Origin of the sequence: Fictibacillus macauensis ZFHKF-1 (genome assembly GCF_000269865.1) — a bacterium.
GTDB lineage: Bacteria > Bacillota > Bacilli > Bacillales > Fictibacillaceae > Fictibacillus_C > Fictibacillus_C macauensis.
The window spans coordinates 1-26,328 of record NZ_AKKV01000023.1 but is presented as its reverse complement, the minus strand read 5'-3'; the positions used below and the strand labels follow the sequence as shown (position 1 = coordinate 26,328).

The window sequence follows — 26,328 nt, the reverse complement described above, 5'->3', positions numbered from 1 at the left end:
GTAAGAAAAAGGAGTGATGAACTATGATTCCAAAAACGATGAGTGAGCTTGAGGAACTGCGCGTAGAATGCCGTCAGATGGTAAATAAACGAGCATCTGCTTCGGCAGCGGCGGCGGTAGTTCCCGTGTTAGGACTAGATGTTGGTGCGGATTTGACGATTATGTATGAGCTAGTGAAAACAATCAATGAAAAATTCGGCTTAAGTCCGAGTCAGCTTGAGCGAGTCAGTTCAGCTGTAAAAGGGAGGATATTAGTGCTAGCAACGTCGCTTGGGAGTGAATACATAGGACGTGTGGTGACGAAAAAGATGTTAGCCGCCCTCTTAAAGAAAACAACGAAAAAAATAGCTGTCAAACAAGTGACGAAATTCGTGCCGTTTGTCGGGCAAGCAGTGGCTGCCTCGATTAGTTTTTCAGCGATGAGATACCTTGGCAATGCTCATGTGGAAAAATGTTATGAAGTGTGTAAGCAGCTGTTAGAGGAACAAACGTTAATGATGCAGGAGTAGAGAGAAGCTAGGGCTTCTCTTTTTCTTGTTCCCCTATAAACAGTACCAACAAAGGGTTTTCTTTTAGTGAAGCGGAATAATGAAAAGAGCATAAAAAAAGATTAAGACGAGGAGAAGGACGGTAATGAAAAGAATAACCATTCTATGTTGTACAGCACTCCTACTGACAGGTGGATGTACGACAAAAGAACCAACTGCCAAAGAAAAGCAAACACCTACAAAAACGACAAAGAAGGAGGCGCCAGAACCAGAGGTAAAAGCGATAGAATACCGAGATCCGCCAGCTTCTGCAAAAACTCCTGCTGAATCCATCATTCATCAAATGATCGTTCATTTTAAAAATGGAGAAAAGAAAAAGCCTACAAAAGCAGACATCATTTCAGAAGCGACAATTGGAAGACAAAGCATACTTACCATTCATTCACCTGAAGGAAAAAATAACTATGCTTTTTTTTATTATGAGAAAAAGAAAAAAACGAATACATGGGAGATTAGCTATATAATTCGACAACGTATGGGGCCTCGTCCTAAAGATATGTGGGATTCCAATGAAGAGGGCTTGCAGTTACCGATGAAGACATTTGATAAGTTAGAAGCGGATGTAAATAAGGATGCACACCTGTGGACATTGGGTGATACAAAAAACAACATTGTTTCCATCTTTACGTTTAAACGATCCGGAGCAATAACAGACCCGGCAAAGGAAATAGTATTGAAAAGTAAAAAACAAGAAGCGTATCTTTCAGTCGATACATTTAACAATCCGTTTTTATTTTATTTTGATTCCGGTAAAGTAGTGATGCTTTCTGGGAATTTAAGTAAAGAACAGCTCGTACATTTAGCAGATGGTTTACCATCCGTTCATTCTTCTTATTTTCCAAGGTCGCCGAAATCATAATGAAAGAAGAGTGGGCGATGTTCTTGTAGAGAGCTACAGCTACGTTATGAATCAATGAAAATAGAAAGGATTAGATCAAATATGCCTATTTTAGAAGATTTATTTACTGCGAAAGCGCCAATCACACAAGGTAGTTTAGAAAATGATTTGCGAAATATGGGATTGAAGTCGGGAATGAATGTTATGGTTCATTCTTCTCTAAAATCAATAGGTTGGATTTCAGGGGGAGCAATCGCCTTTATTCAAGCATTGATGGAAGTTGTGACGAGTGAAGGTACAATTATCTTTCCTAGTCATTCTACGGATTTATCCGATCCTAGTACGTGGCGCGCGCCGTCTGTTCCAAAAGAATGGTGGGAAACGATTAGAGAGACTATGCCGCCCTTTGATTCACAAACAACACCTACATATGCACTTGGTACCGTAGCTGAACAATTTCTTAAATTCCCAGGAGTGATTAGAAGTAATCATCCGCAATATTCTTTTGCTGCATGGGGGAAAAATGCACATCATATTACATGTGACCATGCATTAGCGTTCGGAATGGGCGTGCATTCGCCGTTACAAAAAATGTATGATTTAGACGCGTATTCATTACTTGTAGGTGTGTCTTATGAAAATAACACATCTTTTCATTTGGCCGAGTATCAGGTAGATCAGCCTTCAACAATTACTCAAAGCTCACCCATACTAGAGAATGGCAGGCGCGTATGGCAAACCTATCAGGATATTGAATTAGATCCGAATGATGCTTTTGATGAAATAGGAAAAGACTTTGAACAACATTGTCCTGTAGTAAAAGCGAATGTTGGTCATGCCAATGCAAGATTGTTTAAACAAGTGGATGCTGTGAATTTTGCCTTAGAGTGGCTGAACAATGCTTATAAAGAAGTCTAAAAAGATGATTTATTCGAGTGCTATTTTAATTATAGAGAAACGAAGGAATAGTAATAATATAATTGGAAAGTAGCACAAAAAATGTTAAAGGAGGCGTTCAGTATGAGAAATAAAGCAAAAAGAATGAAAACATTGATGGGGACTACGCCGAATTAAACAGTGTGTGAAGCGTTTTCCCTACATTTGAAAGGGGAAACATGTATGAAAACTGTAACACTAGTAGAAGTAAACAAGGAAAATTGGTATGATTGCTGCCAACTAGCGGTTTCGCCAGAGCAAGAGCCATACATTGAATCTAATGCGATCTCAATCGCTCAGTCAAAGTTTGAACCGACTTTGAAGGCTTACGCAATCTATGAGGAACAAACAATCGTTGGTTTTGTAATGTATAACATGGTTCAAGAAGAATTAGAGAGTCATTGGGTGTATAGAATCATGATTGATCACAAATTTCAAGGCAAAGGAATCGGAACAGCAGCTACGAAATTAATGATTGCCCAAATGGAACAATTACCGAATTGTAAGAAGATTGTCGTCGGTTATCATCCGTTAAATAAAGGTGCACATAAGCTTTATGCTAGTTTAGGCTTTGTGGATAATGGAGATCGATTTGGTCAAGAAATGGCCGTTATAAAATATATAAACTAACAGTGAAGCTTACGAGAACAAGCATTTGTTCTCGTGAGCTTTTTTATGATGAAATTCTTAAGATATCTTAAGAAAAAGTGAAGAATTACCAAATGCTGTTGATTGGTTAGAGGGAATGGAGTAACGTGTGTACTGTATCGTTTAGTACGCTTTTTCAGGGGGATTGTTATGAAAAATTATTTGAACAAGCATCGTGTTGTTTTTAGCTTTCTTGTTGTTTTATATGCTGTTTGTGCAGCTGTAACTGGAATGGAACATTCACTCTTATGGACAGGTGGGCCGTATAAACCGGGCATTAATTCTTTTTTGTTTCTTGCTCTTTTTTCAGATTTCGAACTGTTAAGTGGGATTATACCCCTATTTATTATTATTCTCGTATCTGACCTCATGGCTCGGCATTGGTTTAGTGATATGAAAGTTTGGAGCATCATTAGGGGTGGCTATGCTCCTTTTATTAGACAAAATTTCCTCAATATAATACTTGTGATCACTGCATTTATTGTCGTAGGAGATTTACTTTCTTTAATTGGTCTCATGATTGTAGATGGAAACAATTGGACAATGGATTCTTATACGATTGCACCTGGTTTAGGAGGTCACCACGGTCCTATTCTGACGATGCTTCTTCTTTTTTTCTTTCAATGGATGCAAGCAATCTTTTATGCATTTGCCACTTTTGTATTCTTACTCATTACGAAACGAATCTGGGAAACCATTGTTTATCCGTTTCTATTCCTTATTGTTGTACCGATTCTGCTCGTTTATGTGCTTGACTTTATGAGTGAGAAATATCTATTTCCAAGTATTACTGCTGTATTAGTCCAAAAAAACCAAAGTAATCAGCCTGTTATTGATAATCTTACCGCTTGGATCGGTGGATCGTTACTCATGATGCTTGTGACTTTCGTCATTCTAACGATAAAGAAAAGAAAGGGACTTGTTCGATGATTGGATCAGCACCATCAAAATAAGTACCATGAATGCTGTTAAAATGTGATCGATAGGGGCAATTTAAATGGATATAAAACGTTTTTTGGTAAGAAACCGTACAATCATTGTATTATTGCTATTTTTTGTCCTTGGTATCATTCAGATTAATATAGGACACACGATTTCTGACGATCCTTATTACAAGTCCGGAATTAATTCAATTTTCTTTTACGATATTTTTTCTTCTTTTGAGTATTTTAGTACACTTAAAGCTCTTCTAATCATTGTGCTCGTATCTGAATTAATTGCTCGCATATGGCACAGTGATATAAAGACATGGAGTATTCTCCGTGGCGGCTATCGACCGTTTTGTACAGAAACGTTTTTAACAGTCATTGGTGGAGTGATTTTATTCGAGCTCGCGAGCGTTTTACTTTCTTTGATAAGCCTTATAATCCTTCTTGGTAACAAATGGACGTTTGACTCATTAATAATTGCCCCAGGATTAAATGGTGCTCACGGACCAATCGTAACTATGCTCATTCTTATAGTGATGCAGCTATTTATTTCACTTACCTATGCTCTTGGTACACTATTGATCTCGCTATTTACAAAACGCATTTGGGAAACAATTATTTATCCTTTTTTCCTTCTAATTTAATTTCCAATTCTTCTACTGAATGTTGGATTGACCTACCATACTCCATCAGACGTTACTAATAAATTAGTGTATGAAACGGTAGGTTCAATGAAGAAACATTTGCTAGAAATTATAATGACTATAGGAGGATTTACGCTTCTTTTCGTTCTGCTAATACCGATTGTCATGAGACACCAACGTAGAAAGGGGCTTGCTCGATGATTATGAAACTAGATCATGTACAAATTTAAGAAGGTGTAGCATTACAAAGAAATACGTAATAAAACTCGCCAGAACACGCTGTTTGTTCTCGCGAGTTTTTTGTTTTTATGATGAAATTCTTAAGAATCTTAAGAAAAAATGAAGATTTACCAAATACTGTTGATTGACCGATGAGAATGGAGTAACATGTGTTCTGTATCGTATAGTACACTCAATGTTTTTATGTTAAATCGTTTTTTAAAAGAATAGAAAATTCATCAGGTTCACCACTATAAAAAATAAGAAAGGGGACTTGTTCGATGATCGCGACACTAGATCATGTACAAAAACGTTTTAAAGGAAAACGCGTATTGGAGGATGTAGCACTACAAATTAAAGAAGGGGAAATTGTCGGTGTCATAGGTGGCAATGGATCTGGTAAAACGACGATTCTTCGTATGCTTGCTGGACTCATGTATGCCGATCAAGGAGAAACGACAGTTCACGGTAAAAAGATTAATACAGGAGAGTTTCCTGGAAACATCGGACTTTTAATTGAAACGCCGCGCTTTATTGAACGACTGACCGGTATGGAAAACTTAAAAATGCTCGCGGGCATTCAAAACAAAATCGACGAACCTCGCATTCGGGAAACGATGAAACATTTTTTCCTTGATCCAGATTTAAAAGATCCTGTTAAAACGTATTCACTCGGCATGAATCAACGACTTGGCCTCGTTCAAGCATTCATGGAAGAACCGAAGCTCCTGTTGCTCGATGAGCCGACAAATGCGTTGGATGAGAAAAGCCGTCAGCGGTTTGAGGAAGTGCTGCTAGAAGCGCGGAGTAAAGGAGCAAGTGCTGTCATCGTTTCGCATCATCAAGATGAGATTGCTAGATTGTGTGATCGCGTCTATTTAATTGAAGAAGGTACGTTAAAGGAAGTGACGGGGCAATGATTCAATGTCAGTTTAGGAGATGGTCTCAATGGACATAAAACGATTTTTGGTAAGAAACCGTACGATTCTTATATTATTACTGATCTTTGTCTCAGGTATCATTCAACTTAATATGGGTGTCACGACATTAATAGATTTCCCTGATTTTAAGCCTGGAATTAATTCAGTATTATTTCACGATATTTTTTTTGATGGAGAATACTTCTTTGTACTTAGAAATGTTCTAACAATTGTGCTCGTATCCGAATTAACGGGTCGGGAATGGCACAGTGATATGAAAGTATGGAATATACTTCGCAGAGGTTACCGTCAGTATTGTGTACGTACTTTTTTAAAAGTAATTGGTGGTGTTATTTTATTTGAACTTGCCGGAGACTTTCTTTCTTTAATAGGTCTTATGTTTCAGCTTGGAAACAACTGGACTTCTCATTCGTTCACGATTGCACCAGGATTATATGGAAATTATGGACCGATCACCACAATGGTTATTCTTGTGTTGATGCAACTATTTACCGCACTTTTATTTGCTTCTGGAACGTTTTTAATCTCGTTATTTACAAAACGCACATGGGAAACGGTGGTTTATCCTTTTATCATTCTAATAGTGATTCCAATTCTTGCTTATAACTTATTGCCAGAATTTCTAGATGTTCCTGACAGATTTGTTAAACCGCTATCGGGATATGGGAGTGTTTTAGTGAGTGATTATGGAGAGCCAAAGTGGGATTACCTGCTAAAAAGTGTATTGACTATAGGGGGCTTTACTTTTCTTTTCTCTCTACTCATCCCGGTTGTTATGCGATACCAACGAAGAAAGGGGCTTGTTCGATAACAGCTTCATCATAACAAATAGTGAGTATGTTATTAAAAGTGTTTCGATAGGAGACAATCTCAGTAAATTTAAGTTATGGGTATCCGTCTTTTCTTAGTCTTTTTTAGCGGAGGATGAAATGAATTATTATTTTAAAAAACACACTCTTTTATTTAGTATATTAGCCATCCTATTTGCAGTAGGTGCAACCATGACTGGTATAGAACATTCGATAATATGGACCGGTGGGCCCTATAAACCAGGTATTAATTCTTTTTTGTTTCTTGCTCTTTTTTCACATTTCGAACTATTAAGTGTGATTGTACCTCTATTTATTATTATTCTCGTATCTGACCTCACAGCAAGGCAGTGGTTTAGTGATATAAAAGTTTGGAGCATCGTTAGGGGAGGTTATGCTCGTTTTATCAGACAAAATTTCCTCAATATAATAGTCATGATCACTGCATTTATTGTCGTAGCAGACGTACTTTCCTTAATTGGTCTCATGATTGTGTCTGGAAACACTTGGACAATGGATACTTATACGATTGCACCTGGTTTAGGAGGTCACCACGGTCCTATTCTAACGATGCTTCTTCTTTTTTTCTTTCAATGGCTGCAAGCAATCTTTTACGCAACTGTCACTTTTTTATTCTTACAAATTACGAAACGAAGATGGGAAACCCTTGTTTATCCGTTTCTCTTCCTTAGTATTACACCGATTCTGCTCATTTATGTGCTTGCCTTTATAGGAGAGAAATATCTATTTCAAAGGATATCTGCTGGATTAGTCCATAAAGGCCTAAGTAATCAGCCTATTATCGATAACCTTACCGCTTGGATCGGCGGATCGCTACTCATCGTGCTTGTAACATTTATCATTATGACTATAAAAAGAAGAAAGGGGCTTGTTCGATGATTGCAACACTAGATCACGTACAAAAACGTTTTAAAGGAAAACGCGTATTGGAGGATGTAGCACTACAAATTAAAGAAGGCGAGATTGTTGGAATCATAGGTGGTAACGGTTCTGGTAAAACGACGATTCTTCGTATGCTTGCTGGACTAATGTATGCCGATCAAGGAGAAACGACAGTTCACGGTAAAAAGATTAACATAGGAGAGTTTCCTGGCAACATTGGACTTTTAATCGAAACGCCGCGCTTTATTGAACGGTTAACTGGGATGGAAAACTTAAAAATGCTAGCTCGTATTCAAAACAAGATCGATGAACAACGCATTCGGGAAACGATGAAACACTTTTTCCTTGATCCAGATTTAAAAGATCCTGTTAAAACGTATTCACTCGGCATGAATCAACGACTAGGTCTCGTGCAAGCATTCATGGAAGAACCGAAGCTGCTGTTGCTCGATGAGCCGACAAATGCGTTGGATGAGAAAAGCCGTGCGCGTTTTGAAGAAGTACTGCTAGAAGCACGGAGTAAAGGAGCGAGTGCAGTCATCGTTTCACATCATCAAGACGAGATTGCTAGACTGTGTGATCGTGTCTATTTAATCGAGGAAGGTACGTTAAAGGAAGTTACGAAACAATGATCAAACAGTTATTTTTAATCAATATTAAATTACGATGGAAACGATTCTTGCTCGTGTTTCTAGCAACAGCACTAGCGTCCTATAATACAAGACCTACATATATGGATTACAAAGGGGCGCTGTCGAGCAACGATTGGATGCTTGAAGTAAGTGGAACCATGCTTATTATGTATTTCTTTGCGCCGCTTATGGTAATTCTTTTAACGTTTGATTTGACGCAATGGCTTTGGAGTTATGTAGGAACGTCGGCGCTTTCGAAATTAGAGAAACGGAACACGTTATTTTGGTCATATGTTGCGATCATCTTAGGCATAGTTACGTTTGTTGTCGTTAGTATCGTATTTTGGGGTTACATTATCGGCTATGTTCGTTATAACGGGTTTGCGGCAATGGATCATCATCTGTTGTTAACGTCGAAAAGCAGTCCTTCTCTGTTTGTGTTTACACACTTTGTTATTGATTTCTTCGGCTTATTTTTTATTGCTATGATTGGCTTGTTTGTTGCGTTTTTAACGAAAAATATCGTGTTTTCTTTTATCATTCCGTATGCTTTATCCTTTTTCTTATTAATGGCTTTTAAAGGTGGACTAGGGTTTAAAGGTTTATTCCCCGGAGAAGGAATTTTGCTAAATCCTTATTTTGCCGGAACGTCGGCTGTGCTCATTCTAATCGCTAATGCCGTATATACGATATTTGTACTCTTTGTTTTGTATGGGATTATTAACCGAATCAGTCTTGTCATGCCAAGGACGGGACGAGGATGAAGCGGTATGTATTGGATGTGCTCTGGATTCTGTTAGGAGCGGTGACGCTTTTCGGAAAAGGAAAGATAGACGGCTCCATCTGGAAAAATGAAGGTGCGGGATCGATTGATGCCGCCATTGCGTTTACGAATAGGGTGCCAATTATGGATTCGATTCTATGGATTGGTTTTACGGTTTTCGGCGCATTGTTTGTGATGCGCCGTCTGGAGGATCGAACGGTATTGTATCCGTTATTTACGGGTAGAATGGGATCGCGTTCCACATTGATTGCTCGTGAACGGAAGATCATCCTGCTATGGAGTGCGGTTTTTCTACTAATTTCAGCTGTTGGTAGTTTCACAATCGGTTCTTTGTCGCTCGGTACCATTTTTTCATATGTGTATGCATGGGTAAGCTTAAGTCTGCTCATTATGGTCTTACGTCTCTTGCAAGATGGCGTACGACAGGCGGAAGGTGCTTATACGGTTTGGCTGTTTCTATTGCTAGGCTCTTCGCTTCTGCCAAAGGTGAATGAATACGCACCGTGGATGTACGGCAATGCTTATTTTATTTGGCAGCACGCCGTCGTCGTGCCTTCACTGTTGCTAGTGCTTACTTGTACGATTGTGTCTGTTGGGTATATGTATCGAATGAAAGCTGCAGATTGGGCGTAACCCACTGCAGCTTTATTTTAGTGTGTTTTACCAGTCGATACAGGCAATCGGTACCCATCTGCTTTGAAGTGATGGATGTTCGCCTTGGAACCGTCGAGCAATAGTGCTTTGTTTCCTTGTTTACGGGTAGCAGTTACATGATGCAGTGCGAGCTTAGTAATGTTCGGTCCAACCTGAATGGCGATTGGAGCAGAATCGGTAATTGTTACGTTGCACAGCTCGACATCATCGGTGCCGTGAGAGCCTCCGAATAGCTGTATATCGGCAGAAGCACTTGTAAACTGTCGAATGGTGATGTTATGCAATTTAATATGACGTGAACGGTATTGCAGAGCGAGTACAGGCTGCTCCTTGTAATCGTAATGAGCATCGCCAATCGCAATCATGTGATTGATGACGACATTCCTATACGCAGAAACGACGAGCGCACGCTGGGTAGAGTCTTTATAAAGCGGAGTGCGAATAGGTGCGATGGCAACGAGACGACTCGCCGTAATGTTATAAGCGCTGAGCGATTCAGGATCACTTTCAATATGATGACCGATGTGGCGGAAATTGAAAGAGCGATTGTCATGCACTGAAATGTGACCATTTATAATCGTATGCGAAGCTGCCGCACAATGATGGTGCGCTTTAATTTCAACACCACCAAAGCAACGAGCCGAAGAGTTATTGAGCAACATCACGTTGCTCGAGCCGTCATCAATTTCAAAACCGTTAGAGTTGGAAAAGCCTGTATCGTGCGCACGTCCGCTTGGGTCGGAAAAATGACAGTTGGAAATAAGCACGTACTCACTATGATGTGTAGTCGCCCCATCATCACCAAAGCCGTAGCCAGTTAACTGATCAAGCCAAACGTAACGACTGCGACGACGGGCGCGTGTACCGTCTCCCCAATACGTATAGCGATGGCTAGACACGTCAAAGCAATGCAACCCAGGATTAATTGCTTCCACACCTGTGACCCAGCCATACGTTACGTGTGCGTATGTGAGGGCGCTTGACCGATTATTGCCGGCTGCTGTTTTCTCTGTTGCAGAAAGACGTTCTACGTTCCAATCGAGACTCATATGTTCCACAGCAAGATGATCGTTGCCGCGAAAAAAAGAACGATTGGCAATCACCCATGCGGACTTTGGTGCAAAATCGTGTAGTTTTAGAATTGTTTTTCCTTTGCCATCGCCATATAGCCGGGTCCAGGACGGTAAGCGCACACCTTTTGTTATATAAACGCCTTGCGGAACGTATACCGATACGTTGCCACGTCCAATTGCGCGTTGAAAGGCGAGCGTGTCATCGGTTTTGCCATCCCCAACAGCTCCATAGTCACGCACATTCACTTGCTTTGTTTTGCAACATAGATTGTCATATTCTTGATCTAGCGTTTGTTTCCAACTAGGTAAAATGTGCGTGCCATTATAATGCACAACATCTCGAGGCGGAACGTCGGTAGCTGCGAACAAGCTTTTCATACTGTGTAAATCAGGCAGTGACGTTGTTTCAAACAGCGCTTCGGTTTCTTTTTGAGCGCGTGCCATGTTTATTTCGGCAGTAAATAGTTCATCAAGTAGTGCGCTATTTTTCGTGGGCGTATGATTTTTTTCTAAATGAAGCACGCTAATCACCTCATTTCATGATCTATAGTATTCCCGATTATAAAAAAAAACCTCCTAGATTAGAAGGTTTAGTTCATTAAAAAAATCAGTTGATATAAAAAGAGGGCCGCAAAAATATAGACGAGCGGATGTACTTCGCGAATTTTTCCTTTAGCGAATTTCATGATTGGATAGGCAATAAAGCCAAGGGCAATGCCGTTTGCAATGCTTGACGTGAGCGGCATACTGACGATAACTAGAAAGGCTGGGAAGGCTTCATCGAAGTCATTCCAGTTAATTTCTGATATGCTTTTAATCATAAAGCTTCCAACAATAATTAAGCTTGGTGCTGTGATGGCTGGAACGGATGAGACTGCGCTCACGAGCGGGCTAAAGAAGGCGGCCACAATAAATAGAACGACAACAATAAGTCCCGTTACACCTGTTTTCCCGCCAGAGCCAACACCAGCCGACGATTCAACACTTGCAGCTGTAGGGCTCGTTCCAAACATGGCCCCAACGGCCGTTCCGATCGAATCGGAGAAAAAGGCACTGCCAGCGCGGTCGAGCTTATCATTTTTTAATAAGCCTGCTTGGCGCACGATACCAAGTAGTGCGCCGGTCGTATCGAATAACATAACGAGTAGAAATGAAAAGACGACACTATATAATCCGAAATGGATCACATCCGCAACAGATTGAATCGGATTGTAAACGAGCACGCCTTCTGGTAGGCGAGGAATGGATACAATGCCGGATTGAAAATGAAGTTTGCCTGTAAAAAAAGCAATGCAGCCTGTGAGAATCATGCCGATAAATAAGGCGCCTTGAACATTTAGCGTCATGAGTGTAATGGTAATGACGATCCCAACGAGCGTGAGCGCTACTTTTGGTGAATTAAAGTCACCAAGTGTTACTAAATTTGTAGGATGATCAGCGACAATCCCTGACAGACGAAGACCGATGAAGGTAATAAATAAACCGATACCAGCGGCAATTGCATGCTTTAAATTAGCAGGAATGGCTTGAATCAGTTTAGCTCGAAAAGATGTGAGCGAAAGTAGTAGAAAAATAATACCAGTAACAAAAACAGCGGAAAAACCAATAACATACGGAATATGATGATTGCTAATAACCGAATAGGCGAAATAGGCATTCAACCCCATGGAAGGTCCGATGACGATCGGATAATTCGCAAATAGTGCCATGCATGACGTCCCGATGACGGTTGCGATAATGGTAGCGGTGAAACCTTGATTAAAGGGAACGCCCGCATCGCGAAGGATCATTGGGTTGACAACAATAATATAAGCCATCGTTAAAAAGGTCGTAATACCAGCGAGAACTTCAATGCGAACACTGCTATTTCGCTCCTTGATTTTAAACATAGTGGTGACACTCCTTGCTTTTATATAAACTAATTTATAACTTTACCATAAAAAAGCGAGAAAGTAAGGAAGGATTTTTTATCCAGTCAATTTCAACGAGCTTCTGTAAAGTTTCACAGTATAATAAGAGGGTTTCCGCAAAAATTGTCAAATATTAATAGTAGTCGAGGTGTCGCATTCTGCTGTTAGTGTTCGAAGTTCTATAGAGTAGAACTTTCTAAACAGTGTGCTACTGCAACACAAACGAAGATACATAGTTTCGTAAGGCTCAGTAATACCTTGTGTCATCAGGTAACTTCATATAAAATATTAGGAGGAATTAGACCTATGCAATTTCAATTTTTAGTAGGTAATGATAATGGAAACAGCGAGCATGATATTTACATTGACGGACGTTTGTATCAACAACCAAATGTGAATTGTGCGGTTGATCAACTGCCATGGAGCGAAGAGCAAGCGCCAGAAACAATCGTGCGCAATCTTCAAGATAATTTAATCGTAACGATAGATTCTCCATCTGCACGTGCGGGTATGTATTATGTAGGAAAGTTCGCTTTAGAAAGTGGCGAATTAATTGAAAATATTCAAGTTGGTGTGGATTACAAATATGAAATCGACTTACCAATCGTGAATACATTGGCTCATATCGCGGCAGTAGCTGTTCAAAAAGGCTTTGCGCAAGAAGGTAAGCTGCCAAAAACAATTGATGTTGCTGTTGATATGGCAACGGCTTTGCCGATTACACAGCATTCTGATGAATCAGCAGCAAAATTTGAGCAACGCTTCATGAAAGGTCCTCATCATGTCACTGTTCACGTCGGTAAAGAACGCGTGGCTGTAAAAGTGGTCTTTGATTTTGTAAAAGTTATTCCAGAAGCAACTCCGGTTACGTTCTCACTACAAAAGGATGAAGAAGGCAATTGGAAAAAAGGTGAAATCTTTAATGATTTCGTACAAGCCTATGATATGCCGAAAAACTTTAACGGCAGCTTCTTTAAAAATAAGAAGATTCTTCATACCGATATCGGTGATGGCTCAACAGAGTATCCGATTACAGAAGGCAATAAATTTTTGCGTCAGTTCGTTCACGGATCAAATCACGGAGCAGGCTATGCGATCGAAGAAGCGTTAAGCGAGTTTAACCGTTTGATTCATCTTCCAGACAGCCCGCGTCAATTTTTCAGCGATGTGATTAAAAACCCGAATCATAAATATCATGCGCGCGCGATGAAAACACTAAAGCGTCCATTAGAAGGACAAGCACGTCAAATCATTAATAACATTCGCAAGCAATTAACGAAAGCAAGAAATGAAATTGACATGATTTGTGTGTACGGTGGCGGTAGCATTTTAATGCGTCCGATCTTAGAGCCAATGTTAAAAGAACTTGGTGACGAGCGCGAAATTCAATTGCTGTACATTCCGGCAAAATTTGCAGTAGCCATGAATGCGAATGGTCTTAATTCATTCGTTCGTGGTAAAATTTATAGCGCGATTAAAGAACGAGCAAAGCAACCGGTAAAACAATAATTCAGCATAGTGAGGGGGTGTAATACATGAAAAAGCAGAAAAAACCAGGTGATAACATTTCACTGAAAACAAAGAAAAACGAAGCCCCCGCCATTATTGACTGGATTAATGCGCAATCAAACTTAATGGATTCGATTCGTTTCTTAGTCGAAAATGAAATCAAAGCAAACGGTGTCCGTAACTTGCAACAGCACGTCCCGTCCGATCGTGGCTTTATGGATGAAGTAGCAGCAGGCCGTTACGAAGAGAGTACAGCACCTACTGGTAAATCTTTAGCTTATGAAGAGCCAGCAGAAGAAGAAATTGACGAAGACGATATTGATTCTTGGACATAATCAGAACGCCCCGCATGGTAGCAAGCTTCCATGCGGGGCGTTTTTTGTAAAATGTAAAATGATATGTAAGATGATTGCAGTGAAAGCTTCTTATGCCGATTGTTCGTGTTCGTTTAAGGATTTAAACTTCAAAATGTACGGAAGAAGAACCGCAAAAATGATTAATACTACTAGAGTACACGTGAAATACGTTTGGCGAAAAGACAGCGAAATCGTAGTTAAGTTACGTACATACATGTTAGAAAAAACGATAAAAGCAATCATTAGCGCTGATAGCATTCTTGATGATGATGTTACTTTGTGCTTGCACCCACAAGTTGTACACGTTAATTGCCGCCAAACACTAGATGCTTTCATAACTTCTCCCCATGTAAACGGCTGTTGGCAATTTACACACTTCTGTATTTTCAAAGAAATGACCCCCTTTTTTTAAAAACAATCGATTGAAGTGAGAGATTATTTAAAAAATACAGTACTAATATAACAGAAAATATAGATTGTTACAATATTTCCTTAAAAAGTATTTACATACAAAAAAACAATGATAGTATATTTTTGTAATGTTTATTGTTACTTAAACTACTTGAGATGAGGTGAAAAGTATGCGCGTAAAAACGATTAAAAAGTCTAATAAAAAATTCGCAAATGAAACTTGCTACGATTGATTTAGATGATTACATAGGATATTTAAAATCAGAGGAGGTAAATAGCATGCGCGTAAGAACGATTAAAAAGTCTAATAAAAAATTCGCAAATGAAACTTGCTATGACTGATTAAATGTTTAATAAAAGCATAGATGTCATAACATCTATGCTTTTATTTATGCATGCTAAAACAATATGACTTATTTAACTAACGATGAAATATTTGACCAATTGATACTTAAAAAAATAGACAAGTTTATATTAGCATTAGAACATAACATTCCGTCTTTAACAGAACTTTCTTTAGACGTGAAAACAGAGATATATAAAGCATATTTTAATCAGGATTGTGAATTTAACTTTTATTTGTGGATTGATATTATTAAACTCCTAAAAGAAAAAGGAGAAATTTCTCTAGCCCATGAGGTAGCAGAGTTTATAGTTACATACTACAGTGATTTTAATTATGGAATACTATTTTTTACTAAGGATACTTATTATTTATATCTTTCTTTAGATGATCTAGGAGCTGTATATGAATTTTCTTCATTAGATGAATACAAGAAATTTAAAATGAATCAGACTGAGGCTTCAATATTCTATGAGATCTAAAACAATAAATTATAAAAAAATAAGTTATCTCTACCTAGTAGCTATTCTATCATCAGGTTTATTTTTTGCTTATGCGACAACAAGATTAATTTCTTCAAACCTTGCCTCGCCATTTTTAATTCTACTAATGAGCACCGTAATTGATATTATTGTTTTTTTCGATTTAACGTGGTTTCAAAAACTTTCGCAGTTACCTACAAGATATTTGAGTTTAGCAACAGTAATCTTTCTTTTGATATCGAACTTCTTCTTATTTACTAGTGAAAAAGAACTTTTTATTCTAATAATCTTATACACCTTTTGTACATTATCCTTTTCACTTCATTTACTATCTTTTGAGCAAAATATCATTGGATTTAAAGGAAATGCAAAATCGGGATTGATTAGTATAACGTTGTTCAAAAATATTTCGAAGATTATTGGCTTTTCAGTAGGAGCTATTCTACATAATGTATCATTGCAAAATTATAACTTAATATTACTTACATCATTCTTAGTTCTTACCACTGTTAGTCTACAACCAGAACCAAAAAAAGTAAAAGTAGAAAAGAAGAGTGGTAGAGTAAAAGGAAAAATCTATTTATTTATATTGATTTTATTGGGTACTACTGCAGTTTTTTGGATTCCGCTTTTCATAGTCGAATTAAAGAAGAAAGGGATACTTGAATATTCTAGTATAGTATTTATGTTACCTGGAATTGTTTCCGTACTTTATTTGAGGTTTTTTCAAAATATAACATTTAAGAATAGCTTTATGGGGAAAATTATTCTATACATATTCATAATATTATCATTTTTAATATTAAATATTTATGGGGATTATTTATTTGTGCAAGTTATTTTGTTTAGTATACTTGTTGCTATTGGTATTTCCATAAGTATTGAAGTTCGGGCTACATTTATCCGAATAAATAAAGGTATAAACACAAAATTATCCTTACAAATACTCAATTTAATATCTGCAGTTTCACTATTATGTTTTACGCTTTTAGCAATGTACCTCCATGGAATACAATATTTAATTTTGATTTTAAATATGCTTGCGGCAATAATTATTTTGGTTTATAGAAAGGATTTTATAAATGAAAATCGGACTTTGTTATAGAGATTTTATTCATGAAGAATGGATTGAAGGAATTTTCCCTCATATAGATTTTATTGAAATCATGCCTGATATAACTGATGTTAAAACAATGAAAAAATTAGTGGAATTGAGCAATTATCATAAAGTTAGCATAGGAATACATAGTTTAAAGTCTTCATTAGGTTCAAAAGAGGGAGTTCATACCCCTTCTTTAAATAAATATTTTTTTCAACATCATTACTGTAATGCTGAATACTTTTCTGATCATGCAGCATTTTCGCATCTTCAAGGTAAATATCTTTCTACTGTTTTTCCAATATCATATTCGAAAAAATCTGTAGAAATTTTAGCGAAAAATTTAGAAACAGTTAAAGAATACTTTCCGGACTTGATTTTAGTTGAAAATATTACTCAAAATCAATTAAGTTCGGATAATGAGCTTACAGAAGCACAATTTTTCAAAACACTAATGGACGTGACTTCAAAAGAAATAAAGCTAATGTTCGATGTCACAAATGCTTATGTAACATCCTTCAATAACAATATTTCCTTTACCGACTATATCAATGAATATCCATTTGATGATGTGATTTGTGTACATGTATCCGGATTTACACGTTTAAAAAATGGATTTTTACGAGATTCTCATGCCAATGGACTAGATCAAGAAATTTTAGATTCTTTAAAATTAATTCTTAAAAAATGCAATCCTAAATATCTTTTATTAGAGCGCGATTTTGGTGTTCATTCATTAGAAGATACATTAATTGATATTCAGAAGTTAAAAGAAGCATCTTTAGAGAATGCACTGGTTTAAGACAATAGAGAAATTTAACATCCAGTCTAAAACCTATTAAATAAACTGTTAGACTGTTATAGCTTTAGAACCCCCTTACTAGGTTGCTTTCCGCCCAATTTCCATTGGCGAATTGTAGCCTAATTTTCTTGTACCCTTTCTTCATTATAGTACATGATATACTCGTCAACTTATTCAATAATGCCTTGTAGAGACATGGATTTTAAGTGAAACACTTTAATGACAGCGTCATCCTTTTTCTACTTAAATCGAGCAAAAACATAGAGCATGGTACTTGAAAGGTTGAAATCTACGCTTTCTAGTCCCCTTTTTTTATTCCTTCATTGAAAAACTCCAAGTACTTTTTAAGACTTCTCTTTCCATTTGTGTTTCTTTTATTTGCCACTCTTACATTTATTCCGTACTCAAACATTCGTCCTACCTTCCCTACGCCTAAAGCCTTAGCTGAAATTACAGCGCGAGGACATTATAGATCTGAAGCAAAATCGGTAAGCTTAGAGTATGAAAGGAGGGAGTGATCAGATGAAAAAAGTTGGTTTAGTAGTCGTCGGGATCATTGCCGGTATTGTATTACTCGCGCATCTTGGTTCGATGGTTGGGATGGTTATAGCGCTCGCGATTGGCTTTGTCGCACTGCGGATTTTTATTAAAGCAGAGACAGTCGGTAAGAAGCTAGCAGCTGGAATCATTGCTCTCATTGCACTGATTGCGATGCTCGTCAATGCCCCAGCGCTCATCGGTATTGTAGCAGGTTATGTTTTATACGTTGTCTATCGCAAATGGCAAAAGCAAGAATCCTGCGCAGCTTCTCAAGATCCCTTTACAAACTTTGAACGACAGTGGCAAGAACTAAAACGTACGTAAAAAAGGAGAGAGAATACATGTCATTATGGACGCGAATGAAGGAAGTAGTAACAGCTGATTTTCATGCTTTGCTAGATGAGAAAGAACAAAAAAATCCGCTAGCCATGTTAAATCATTATTTACGAGGTTGTGAGAAAGAAACGGAGCACGTGCGAACACTCGTAGAACGACAAGCTTTTCTTTGTGAAGAGTTTGCGCGTGAGGAGCGGCAAGCACAAATGGCAATGCAAAAACGAAAAGAACAAGCGGTATTGGCGCAAGAAGCTGGAGAAATGCCCTTATACGAGCTTGCTCAAACCGAAGTGACACGCTATGAAGCAAGAATAGAGCGCTTGCACGAAGCGAAGAGAGAGGCGAATCAGGAGCTGGAAACGCTGCAAGAGAAATTTGAAGAAATGAAGCATAAGCTAAAAGATATGCACGTCCGCCGTATGGAATTTATGGGACGCGAGAACGTCGCTCGTGCGCGGCACGGCATGAATAAGCTCCTACAGCCATCCGAACGCGAAGCATCCTATACAAGATTCGATGAGATGGAACATTACTTAGCGAGATTAGAGCGAGAAGCGACGACAAAAAGTTATGATCATTCGCTTGATGAACGCTTTCTTGCACTTGAAAAAAAGGAATTTCAGCAGGAAAAAAAGAACACTCTTTCATAAGGCGCAATGTGCTATTCTAAAGGCGTATGTGAGTACGCCTTTTTCACGCGTAAACGTTTTTGAAAGGAGGGAGCGCTATGAAAACGAGCTGGATTGTGCTCATTGGTAGTCTGTTGCTCATGATCGATGTATTGTTTCAAGGAGGTGGCCCCCTCTTTTCTTTTTTGTTTTTCGCCATTTGTATTTATTTTGGGCGAAAAGGGAATCGTTTTTTTGGGAAATTACTCTTTTGGTTTGGTGTGATTGGTCTTGTTTTTACATTGCTAAGCTTAGTGCTCGTTCGGTTGCTTATTGTGATCTTGCTTGCGTATTGGCTCGTAAAAATGTATCAATCAAAAAAAGCACCACATGTCATAACACCAGTCTTTGAAGGCAAGCCTTCTTCTCAACAAAACGATTTTCTCGTAAAAAAAGAGCTGCTTTTTAAAAATCGGTGGTTCGGTCGGCAAGAAACGCCGTCTTCGGTTTATGAATGGAATGATATCGTCATTCACTGTGGAATCGGTGACTATAAAATTGATCTTAGTAACACGGTGCTTCCAACCGGAGAATCGGTTATTATGATTTCTAGTTTAATTGGTCATGTGGAGCTATTGTTGCCATATGAAACGTCACTATCGCTGCAACATTCAGTCATGTTTGGCAATACGACGGTGTTTGAACAGCGCGAATCGCAAGCCTTTAATGCAACATTTTCCTATGAAACACAAGAATATGGGCGCTCTCCGCAACGAATCAAGGTGATCACAAAAATGCTCATCGGTGATGTAGAGGTGAAGCGCGTATGAAGTTAACTGTGCGTTTAATCATTGTTTGGACGTGTTTTTCTTTGTTATTATGCGGCATATTATTTGCGAGCGTGTACGTGATATTTGGGAAGAATGGCGTGATTGCTTATTGGCACTATTCACTGTTTGGCTTGCCGCTATTCGTACTGTTGCTGCTTGCCTGTCTTGTGATGGCAATCTTTCTTGGCACGATGTTCGGCTCTATGGTCGCTCGTCAAGCGCGTCTACTCTCGCTTGGCATTCAAGATGTCGCAAAAGGGAAAGCGGTCGTGATTCCTGAAGAACAGAAAACAGCGGAGCTTCAAACGCTCTGGGAAGAGATCAAGCAAGCACAATTGCACGTGCAAGAGCAAGTGAAGGCGTCACAGAAATTAGCGAATGATAAAGCGGAGCATCAAGAAAAGCTTGTTCAAGAAATGGTGTCCCGTGAACGCCAGCGCTTAGCGCGTGAGCTGCATGACTCTGTCAGTCAACAGCTGTTTGCAGCGTCGATGCTGCTATCAGCCGTGAATGAGACAGGAGAGCGGAATCAGCAGCTTGCGCTAGTAGAGCAAATGATCCATCAATCACAAGTGGAAATGCGAGCGCTGTTGCTGCATTTACGACCAGCAGCGTTAAAAGGTAAATCTCTTCAAGACGGCATGAAAGAGCTGTTGCTTGAATTTGTGGAAAAAAGCGCCATTACGCTCAAGCAAAAAATCGAGCCGATCGTTTTATCAAAAGGCATTGAAGATCACTTGTTTCGTATTTTTCAAGAAGGCATATCGAATATGTTACGCCATGCGAAAGCAGATTACGTAGAGGTGCTGCTGCTTGAACGTGATGGGTTTGTGATTTTACGCGTCGCAGATAATGGCGTAGGGTTCTTACTAGAAGAGGCACGAACGAGTTCGTATGGTCTAGATACGATGCAAGAACGTGCATTAGAAATTGGGGGAACCTTTAAAGTTGTGAGCCTTCCAGGCAAAGGAACGCGGTTGGAAGTCAAAGTACCATATATGAGAAAGGAAGTGAGGTAATGATTACGGTCTTGTTTGCAGATGATCATGAAATGGTGCGCATCGGCATTTCTGCCTACTTATCCGCGCAGCCTGATATTGAAGTGATTGGTGAGGCGGAAAATGGTCAACAAGCGATTGCCCTTGCCCACTCTTTAAAGCCAGACGTCATTTTGATGGATTTAGTGATGAAGGAAATGGACGGTATTGAAGCGACGAAACAAATCATGCAACAATGGCCACAAGCGAAAATTATTATCGTTACAAGCTTTCTTGACGATGAAAAAGTATACCCAGCGCTTGAAGCAGGCGCGTTAAGTTACTTATTAAAAACGTCAAAAGCGAGTGAAATTGCCGATGCCGTTCGGGCGGCGTACCGAGGTCAGTCCGTGCTCGAACCGGAAGTGACAGGGAAAATGGTGCAGCGGATGCGTACAGGCTCCCCCCACTTACCGCATGAAGAACTGACAAATCGTGAGCTAGAAGTGTTGTTATTACTTGCAGAAGGAAAATCCAATCAAGAGATTGCCGATGCCTTGTTTATCGCACAAAAGACAGTCAAAGTGCACGTTTCTAACATACTAAGTAAGCTTGATGTACAAGATCGTACGCAAGCCGTGATTTATGCGTTTAAGCATGCGTTGGTGCAATAAAAAAGCGAGCACAGCTACGGCTCGCTTTCATGTTTTTATAACCCCATCTTTACCCATCGTGTTTTTGAGAAGCGAAGAATAATGAAATTGACGGCCAATAGAGCAAGCAAATACAGCAAAATGGTCGCATAGTTGCTAGATGGTAACGAACCATGCTGTGACTGTAATACGTGATCAAGGCGCGGTGATAGTGAATTGCTCGCTTCAAATGGTGCAATAAATCCAAACAGCTTAGGATCGACGGCAACGAGAATGACAGAAGTAAGCCAGTACACAATGCTAATGCCGATGCTCATCAATATGTTTGAGCATAGAATGCTGATTGTTCCGATGATTAGTATGTATTGTAAAATCACAGCTGAAAATAAAAAGAGCATCAAGAAAAAGTGTGAGAAATTATGAAACATAATAGACAACAATAATGAACCGATCGTAATACAGACAAAGCTTTCAAGAAACAACACACCTATTTTTTTATAGAAGAACGAGTAAACACTTTCGCCAATTAACTTGTAAAATAGTATATTTTTATTAGAGTATTCACGATTAATAAAGAAAGCAATTACAAAGGAAAAGAGCATTAAACCGAATTGGGTTGCTACTGTATATGAACTGAAGAAAAACATGTTATACGTAACATGGTTCACTTTATCAATACCAACAAGTAAAAAATACCCCATTAAAAACATAAACATCACCATAGCCGCTAAAATCCAAACGACTTTATTGCTAAAGCTTTTTTTAATTTCTAACTTCACAAGGAACCCCCACTTTTCTTATGCTTCATGTATGTATACATCAATTAATTGTTCTGCAGAAGCAAACGGTACAATTCGCTGCTCATGCAATAAATAATAGTCTCCGGCAATTGCCTTCAAATCAGATAATTCATGTGTAATATTAATAATGATTTTTTCTGGATGTTCTTCTATGTATTCATTTAAAAATTGATGAATTTCCATAATCGTTTTTTTATCAAGTGAATTCGTAATTTCGTCTAGCACGATAATCGCCTTGTCTTCCAATAAGAAACTAAGCAATTTTAACTTTTGCTTTTGCCCATCACTTAAATGTTTGATGAGAATCTTTCCATCAATGTTACTCAGATTTAAGAGCTGTTCCATACGGGAAATCATCTGTTCATTGAATGTATCTCGTAAAAAGCGCAACAAGAAATCTTTGGATACATCGTGTGGAATGTTGGATGCACTTGAGATTAAGCAAACATTTTCCTGAACATCAGGTAGCATCTGCTTACTAGTGTTAAGTAGTAAATCTTTTGCAAACTGCGATTTACCTACTCCGTTTTTTCCGACAATATGACTAATGACTCCTGTAGAAAAGGCCAGATCGGTCTCTTTTAGCAACGTTTTTCCTTTTACTTTTAACGTATAATTTTCTATGTTCATTGCATGACTCCTCATCTAAAGTGTAGATCTTCCACATACTAGTTTCTCTAATTACGGTTATATTTGTCAAATAAACTAGAAGAAATCTGGAAAACACCATCCTTTTTTAGCAAAAAAGAAACTGTCAATGTATGATGTACACACTGTCGAAGTATGATAGAATATAGAGCGAAAACATAGGAATACCAGGCTGTTCATGTCTTTTCCACGTGTACATTTGTGCAGTCTTATATAACAATCTATTCATGAAAGAGGGCGTTTGTATGACAAGCAAAGTATTGGACCATTTCTTACAAGAAAACTTAGGAAGTTTAAAAGAAAAAGGTCTTTATAACGAAATTGATCCTCTGCAAAGTGCAAATGGACCGATCATTAAAGTCGGTGGAAAAGAGCTGATTAACCTCTCTTCCAATAACTATTTAGGACTTGCTACAGATGAGCGATTAAAGCAAGCTGCCAAAGCAACAATCGATGAATATGGTGTAGGTGCAGGGGCTGTGCGCACAATAAACGGTACGCTTGACGTCCACATTAAGCTAGAAGAAAAGCTAGCAGAATTTAAACATACAGAAGCAGCCATTGCCTATCAATCAGGCTTTAACTGTAATATGGCAGCAATCTCTGCTGTTATGGATAAAAACGATGCCATTCTTTCTGACGAACTGAATCACGCTTCCATCATTGATGGTTGTCGCTTATCACGTGCTAAAGTGATTCGTTACAATCATTCTGACATGGAAGATTTGCGTGCGAAGGCGAAAGAAGCGACAGAATCTGGTCTTTACAATAAAGTAATGGTGATTACAGATGGCGTTTTCTCAATGGACGGTGATATTGCAAAGCTTCCTGAGATTGTGAAAATTGCACAAGAATTTGATTTACTTACGTACGTAGATGACGCTCACGGTTCAGGTGTTCTTGGTAAAGGCGCAGGAACAGTGAAGCATTTCGGACTGTCCGATCAAGTAGATTTCCAAATTGGTACTCTTTCAAAAGCAATCGGTGTCGTTGGTGGTTATGTAGCCGGCTCCAAAGATTTAATTGATTGGTTAAAAGTAAGAAGTCGTCCGTTTTTATTCTCGACGTCTTTAACACCGGGAGATGCGGCGGCATGTACGAAAGCCATTGAAATACTAAGCGAAAGCACAGAGCTTCAGGAGCGCTTATGGGAGAATGCTGGTTACCTAAAGGCAGGCTTAAAAAAGCTTGGCTATAATACGGGAGACAGTGAAACACCAATCACGCCAGTTATTATCGGCGATGAAGTGAAAACACAAGCATTTAGCAAACGATTGAATGAAGAAGGCGTTTATGCGAAATCAATCGTATTCCCAACGGTTCCAAGTGGCACAGGTCGCGTGCGTAATATGCCAACAGCAGCACATACGAGAGAGATGCTTGATGAAGCACTTACTGTGTATGAAAAAGTCGGCAAAGAAATGGGCATCATTTCGTAAAAGGTAGAAGATATTCTAGTATCGTAGGTGGAGGAACTTCCAATGAAAAAGATTTTAATTACCGGGGCTCTTGGTCAGATTGGTTCTGAACTGACTGAGAAAACCCGCAACATATATGGCGCAGAAAATGTAATTGCTACTGATATTCGCAAAACAGATAGCCCAATTGTGACTTCTGGTCCTTTTGAAACGTTAGATGTAACGGATGCACAAGCAATGGCTGATCTTGCAAAAAAATATAATGTAGACACGATTATTCACTTAGCAGCACTACTTTCGGCAACAGCGGAAGCAAAACCGTTGCTAGCTTGGAATTTAAATATGGGCGGTCTTGTCAACGCACTAGAAGTAGCGCGTGAAAACCAATGTCAATTTTTCACCCCAAGCTCGATCGGTGCTTTCGGTCCGTCTACACCAAAAAATCAAACACCACAAGATACGATTCAACGTCCAACAACGATGTACGGTGTGAACAAAGTATCTGGTGAATTGCTTTGTGATTATTACTTCCAAAAATTCGGCTTAGATACGCGTGGCTTGCGTTTCCCAGGTCTCATCTCTTACGTAGCACCTCCAGGTGGTGGTACGACGGATTATGCGGTTGAAATTTATTATGATGCGGTTCAAAAAGGTCGTTATACGTCCTTTATCGACGCTGGAACGTACATGGATATGATGTATATGCCGGATGCGCTTAATGCGATCGTTGATTTGATGGAAGCAGATCCTGCCAAGCTTATTCACCGCAACTCGTTTAACGTTTCTGCAATGAGCTTTGAGCCTGAACAAATTGCTGCTAGCATTAAAAAAGTCATGCCAACCTTTACAATGGATTATGATGTCGATCCAATTCGTCAAGGCATTGCCGAAAGCTGGCCAAATGCGATCGATTCCTCTGCGGCCATTGCTGAGTGGGGCTTTAAAGCCCAATATGATCTTGATTCGATGACACAAGACATGCTAACGAAATTAAATGATAAATTAAACAATAAAGTAACGAACTAAGGGAGGCCTCTGTGGAGGCTTCTTTTTTTAGTTTTGACAAAGTGACAAGGGGAATACAAACTGTGTATGCATCAACAGTAGGAGGATATCGTTATGGCTAAAAAAATGACTATCGTTGCACTTCCCTTGGCTTTTGCATTAACAACAAGTATCGTAAGTGGTTGTTCAAATGAAGAGAGTCACCCGAAAACGAAACAAACACCCGCTTCAAAGCAACAAACATCTACATCAGAACGGAAGCTACAACAATACGCTAAAGATCCTGATGCGAAAAAAACGGATGAAGATTTTGACTTAGTTGGCGTAGTAAAAAGTGTGAAACCGCTAAAGAAATCACATTAATGATTGATCAGAAAAAAGTGAGCGTAACAAAATTACCATCATTCAAGCGTGAAGAGAAAACACCGAAAAAAGTGGATGGAAAAGAAGTTAAAGTGGAAGTGGATGCTAAACAACAGCAAGCAGAAAGTATAGAGCTCACAGCAAAAGCATTAGCCAATGCTAATGGGGTGTACGAAAAAGAAAGAGATGGTGACTTTCATGTCATTGGAACGCTACAAAAAGATACGCCAACAACGATTACAGTGAAAGTACCTACTGGTGTGAAATCATATAAGAAACGAAAAGATTTTGAATATGATGATGAAACAAACAAAGCAATGCTAAAAGGAAAAATGGTTCGCTTAGAAGTGAAAAAAAATCAAATGGTTGAGAGTCTAGAAATGGATTCGCAAGATCAGTAGGAGAGGCCGGGACACAAATAGCCGTAACTTATAAAAAATGGCTTCCTCATCGATTTTGATGATAAGAGCCATTTTTTATGTTGCTTGTTATTGCAACGCTAGAGCATGCCAGAAGCTCTCAGATGCATGTAGACATAGAGTGTAAGCTATTTATTGAAAGTGATCGCGCGCAGGAGACCCCGCTTCGCGCGCAAAGCATGTCCGTTCGCGCGCAGGAGCACTCGATTCGCGCGCAAAGTATGTCCGTTCGCGCGCAGGAGGCCTCGATTCGCGCGCAGA

At 39.0% G+C, this 26,328-nt stretch carries 31 protein-coding genes; 26 read left to right on the top strand and 5 right to left on the bottom strand.

Annotated elements, in window-relative coordinates:
* Positions 1–23 precede the first annotated feature (23 nt).
* From A374_RS06945 to A374_RS06890, 12 genes are all read left to right on the top strand, one after another.
* Positions 24–509 (top strand): hypothetical protein, encoded by a 486-nt coding sequence (locus A374_RS06945; RefSeq protein ID WP_007201492.1) that lies wholly within the window; start codon positions 24–26, stop codon positions 507–509.
* A gap of 124 nt (positions 510–633) precedes the next feature.
* Complete coding sequence (locus A374_RS06940; RefSeq protein ID WP_007201491.1) at positions 634–1,407, top strand: hypothetical protein; 774 nt, start codon at positions 634–636, stop codon at positions 1,405–1,407.
* 81 nt (positions 1,408–1,488) lie between these two features.
* Positions 1,489–2,304 (top strand): AAC(3) family N-acetyltransferase, encoded by an 816-nt coding sequence (locus tag A374_RS06935; protein WP_007201490.1) that lies wholly within the window; start codon positions 1,489–1,491, stop codon positions 2,302–2,304.
* Between the two features lie 201 nt (positions 2,305–2,505).
* Positions 2,506–2,952 carry a GNAT family N-acetyltransferase gene (locus A374_RS06930; RefSeq protein ID WP_007201489.1) on the top strand — a complete coding sequence of 149 codons (447 nt, stop codon included), beginning with the start codon at positions 2,506–2,508 and terminating at the stop codon, positions 2,950–2,952.
* Positions 2,953–3,120: 168 nt separating this feature from the next.
* Positions 3,121–3,900: a hypothetical protein gene (locus A374_RS06925; RefSeq protein ID WP_007201488.1), complete on the top strand. Its 780-nt coding sequence runs from the start codon at positions 3,121–3,123 to the stop codon at positions 3,898–3,900.
* Between the two features lie 67 nt (positions 3,901–3,967).
* Positions 3,968–4,543, top strand: coding sequence for a hypothetical protein (locus A374_RS06920; protein WP_007201487.1), 576 nt, complete (start codon positions 3,968–3,970; stop codon positions 4,541–4,543).
* A gap of 500 nt (positions 4,544–5,043) precedes the next feature.
* On the top strand, positions 5,044–5,682 hold the full coding sequence (locus A374_RS06915) for an ABC transporter ATP-binding protein (protein WP_007201486.1): 639 nt from the start codon (positions 5,044–5,046) through the stop codon (positions 5,680–5,682).
* Between the two features lie 28 nt (positions 5,683–5,710).
* On the top strand, positions 5,711–6,514 hold the full coding sequence (locus A374_RS06910) for a hypothetical protein (protein WP_007201485.1): 804 nt from the start codon (positions 5,711–5,713) through the stop codon (positions 6,512–6,514).
* A 118-nt stretch (positions 6,515–6,632) separates the two neighbouring features.
* Positions 6,633–7,412 carry a hypothetical protein gene (locus A374_RS06905; RefSeq protein WP_007201484.1) on the top strand — a complete coding sequence of 260 codons (780 nt, stop codon included), beginning with the start codon at positions 6,633–6,635 and terminating at the stop codon, positions 7,410–7,412.
* Positions 7,409–8,047: an ABC transporter ATP-binding protein gene (locus tag A374_RS06900; protein ID WP_007201483.1), complete on the top strand. Its 639-nt coding sequence runs from the start codon at positions 7,409–7,411 to the stop codon at positions 8,045–8,047. Before A374_RS06905 ends, A374_RS06900 begins: the two co-directional genes overlap by 4 nt.
* The gene (locus A374_RS06895) at positions 8,044–8,811 is read left to right on the top strand and encodes a hypothetical protein (RefSeq protein WP_007201482.1); all 768 of its coding nucleotides are present in this window, start codon (positions 8,044–8,046) and stop codon (positions 8,809–8,811) included. The genes A374_RS06900 and A374_RS06895 overlap by 4 nt, the downstream gene beginning before the upstream one ends.
* Positions 8,808–9,464, top strand: a complete 657-nt coding sequence (locus A374_RS06890; protein ID WP_007201481.1) for a hypothetical protein — start codon at positions 8,808–8,810, stop codon at positions 9,462–9,464. Before A374_RS06895 ends, A374_RS06890 begins: the two co-directional genes overlap by 4 nt.
* Before the next feature lie 17 nt (positions 9,465–9,481).
* On the opposite strand, the gene A374_RS06885 is transcribed toward A374_RS06890, so the two are convergent.
* Together A374_RS06885 and A374_RS06880 are read right to left on the bottom strand one after the other, a co-directional pair.
* On the bottom strand, positions 9,482–11,080 hold the full coding sequence (locus tag A374_RS06885; protein ID WP_007201480.1) for a glycoside hydrolase family 55 protein: 1,599 nt from the start codon (positions 11,078–11,080) through the stop codon (positions 9,482–9,484).
* Positions 11,081–11,148: 68 nt separating this feature from the next.
* Positions 11,149–12,447: an NCS2 family permease gene (locus A374_RS06880; protein ID WP_007201479.1), complete on the bottom strand. Its 1,299-nt coding sequence runs from the start codon at positions 12,445–12,447 to the stop codon at positions 11,149–11,151.
* Positions 12,448–12,774: 327 nt separating this feature from the next.
* Here A374_RS06880 and A374_RS06875 point away from each other — a divergent pair, with 327 nt between their 5' ends.
* Both A374_RS06875 and A374_RS06870 read left to right on the top strand, forming a co-directional pair.
* Positions 12,775–13,977, top strand: coding sequence for a ParM/StbA family protein (locus tag A374_RS06875; RefSeq protein WP_007201478.1), 1,203 nt, complete (start codon positions 12,775–12,777; stop codon positions 13,975–13,977).
* A gap of 26 nt (positions 13,978–14,003) precedes the next feature.
* Entirely contained in the window at positions 14,004–14,312 is a 309-nt protein-coding gene (locus tag A374_RS06870; RefSeq protein WP_007201477.1) for a hypothetical protein, read from the top strand.
* A 90-nt stretch (positions 14,313–14,402) separates the two neighbouring features.
* Here the strand turns inward: A374_RS06870 and A374_RS20530 are convergent, their stop codons facing one another.
* Entirely contained in the window at positions 14,403–14,723 is a 321-nt protein-coding gene (locus tag A374_RS20530) for a TIGR04104 family putative zinc finger protein (protein WP_156793165.1), read from the bottom strand.
* A 429-nt stretch (positions 14,724–15,152) separates the two neighbouring features.
* Here A374_RS20530 and A374_RS06860 point away from each other — a divergent pair, with 429 nt between their 5' ends.
* The 8 genes from A374_RS06860 (at position 15,153) to A374_RS06830 (ending at position 21,435) form a co-directional block, all read left to right on the top strand.
* Entirely contained in the window at positions 15,153–15,569 is a 417-nt protein-coding gene (locus A374_RS06860; RefSeq protein ID WP_007201475.1) for a hypothetical protein, read from the top strand.
* Positions 15,559–16,674 (top strand): hypothetical protein, encoded by a 1,116-nt coding sequence (locus tag A374_RS19470; RefSeq protein ID WP_007201474.1) that lies wholly within the window; start codon positions 15,559–15,561, stop codon positions 16,672–16,674. The genes A374_RS06860 and A374_RS19470 overlap by 11 nt, the downstream gene beginning before the upstream one ends.
* Positions 16,652–17,470 carry a multinuclear nonheme iron-dependent oxidase gene (locus A374_RS06855; RefSeq protein ID WP_007201473.1) on the top strand — a complete coding sequence of 273 codons (819 nt, stop codon included), beginning with the start codon at positions 16,652–16,654 and terminating at the stop codon, positions 17,468–17,470. The genes A374_RS19470 and A374_RS06855 overlap by 23 nt, the downstream gene beginning before the upstream one ends.
* Before the next feature lie 522 nt (positions 17,471–17,992).
* Complete coding sequence (locus A374_RS06850; protein ID WP_007201472.1) at positions 17,993–18,334, top strand: lmo0954 family membrane protein; 342 nt, start codon at positions 17,993–17,995, stop codon at positions 18,332–18,334.
* Between the two features lie 17 nt (positions 18,335–18,351).
* Positions 18,352–18,996 (top strand): PspA/IM30 family protein, encoded by a 645-nt coding sequence (locus A374_RS06845; RefSeq protein ID WP_007201471.1) that lies wholly within the window; start codon positions 18,352–18,354, stop codon positions 18,994–18,996.
* Positions 18,997–19,073: 77 nt separating this feature from the next.
* On the top strand, positions 19,074–19,784 hold the full coding sequence (liaF, locus tag A374_RS06840) for a cell wall-active antibiotics response protein LiaF (RefSeq protein WP_007201470.1): 711 nt from the start codon (positions 19,074–19,076) through the stop codon (positions 19,782–19,784).
* The gene (locus A374_RS06835) at positions 19,781–20,803 is read left to right on the top strand and encodes a sensor histidine kinase (protein WP_007201469.1); all 1,023 of its coding nucleotides are present in this window, start codon (positions 19,781–19,783) and stop codon (positions 20,801–20,803) included. The genes liaF and A374_RS06835 overlap by 4 nt, the downstream gene beginning before the upstream one ends.
* Positions 20,803–21,435: a response regulator transcription factor gene (locus A374_RS06830; protein ID WP_007201468.1), complete on the top strand. Its 633-nt coding sequence runs from the start codon at positions 20,803–20,805 to the stop codon at positions 21,433–21,435. The genes A374_RS06835 and A374_RS06830 overlap by 1 nt, the downstream gene beginning before the upstream one ends.
* A gap of 35 nt (positions 21,436–21,470) precedes the next feature.
* Here the strand turns inward: A374_RS06830 and A374_RS06825 are convergent, their stop codons facing one another.
* Complete coding sequence (locus A374_RS06825; RefSeq protein WP_007201467.1) at positions 21,471–22,193, bottom strand: peptide ABC transporter permease; 723 nt, start codon at positions 22,191–22,193, stop codon at positions 21,471–21,473.
* Positions 22,194–22,211: 18 nt separating this feature from the next.
* Positions 22,212–22,844 (bottom strand): ATP-binding cassette domain-containing protein, encoded by a 633-nt coding sequence (locus tag A374_RS06820; RefSeq protein WP_007201466.1) that lies wholly within the window; start codon positions 22,842–22,844, stop codon positions 22,212–22,214.
* A 263-nt stretch (positions 22,845–23,107) separates the two neighbouring features.
* On the opposite strand from A374_RS06820, the gene A374_RS06815 reads away from it, so the two are divergent.
* From A374_RS06815 to A374_RS06805, 4 genes are all read left to right on the top strand, one after another.
* Positions 23,108–24,301 carry a glycine C-acetyltransferase gene (locus A374_RS06815; RefSeq protein ID WP_007201465.1) on the top strand — a complete coding sequence of 398 codons (1,194 nt, stop codon included), beginning with the start codon at positions 23,108–23,110 and terminating at the stop codon, positions 24,299–24,301.
* 42 nt (positions 24,302–24,343) lie between these two features.
* Entirely contained in the window at positions 24,344–25,306 is a 963-nt protein-coding gene (locus A374_RS06810; protein WP_007201464.1) for an L-threonine 3-dehydrogenase, read from the top strand.
* A gap of 93 nt (positions 25,307–25,399) precedes the next feature.
* Positions 25,400–25,648: a hypothetical protein gene (locus A374_RS19465; protein ID WP_007201463.1), complete on the top strand. Its 249-nt coding sequence runs from the start codon at positions 25,400–25,402 to the stop codon at positions 25,646–25,648.
* On the top strand, positions 25,648–26,049 hold the full coding sequence (locus A374_RS06805; protein WP_007201462.1) for a hypothetical protein: 402 nt from the start codon (positions 25,648–25,650) through the stop codon (positions 26,047–26,049). The genes A374_RS19465 and A374_RS06805 overlap by 1 nt, the downstream gene beginning before the upstream one ends.
* Positions 26,050–26,328: the final 279 nt, after the last annotated feature.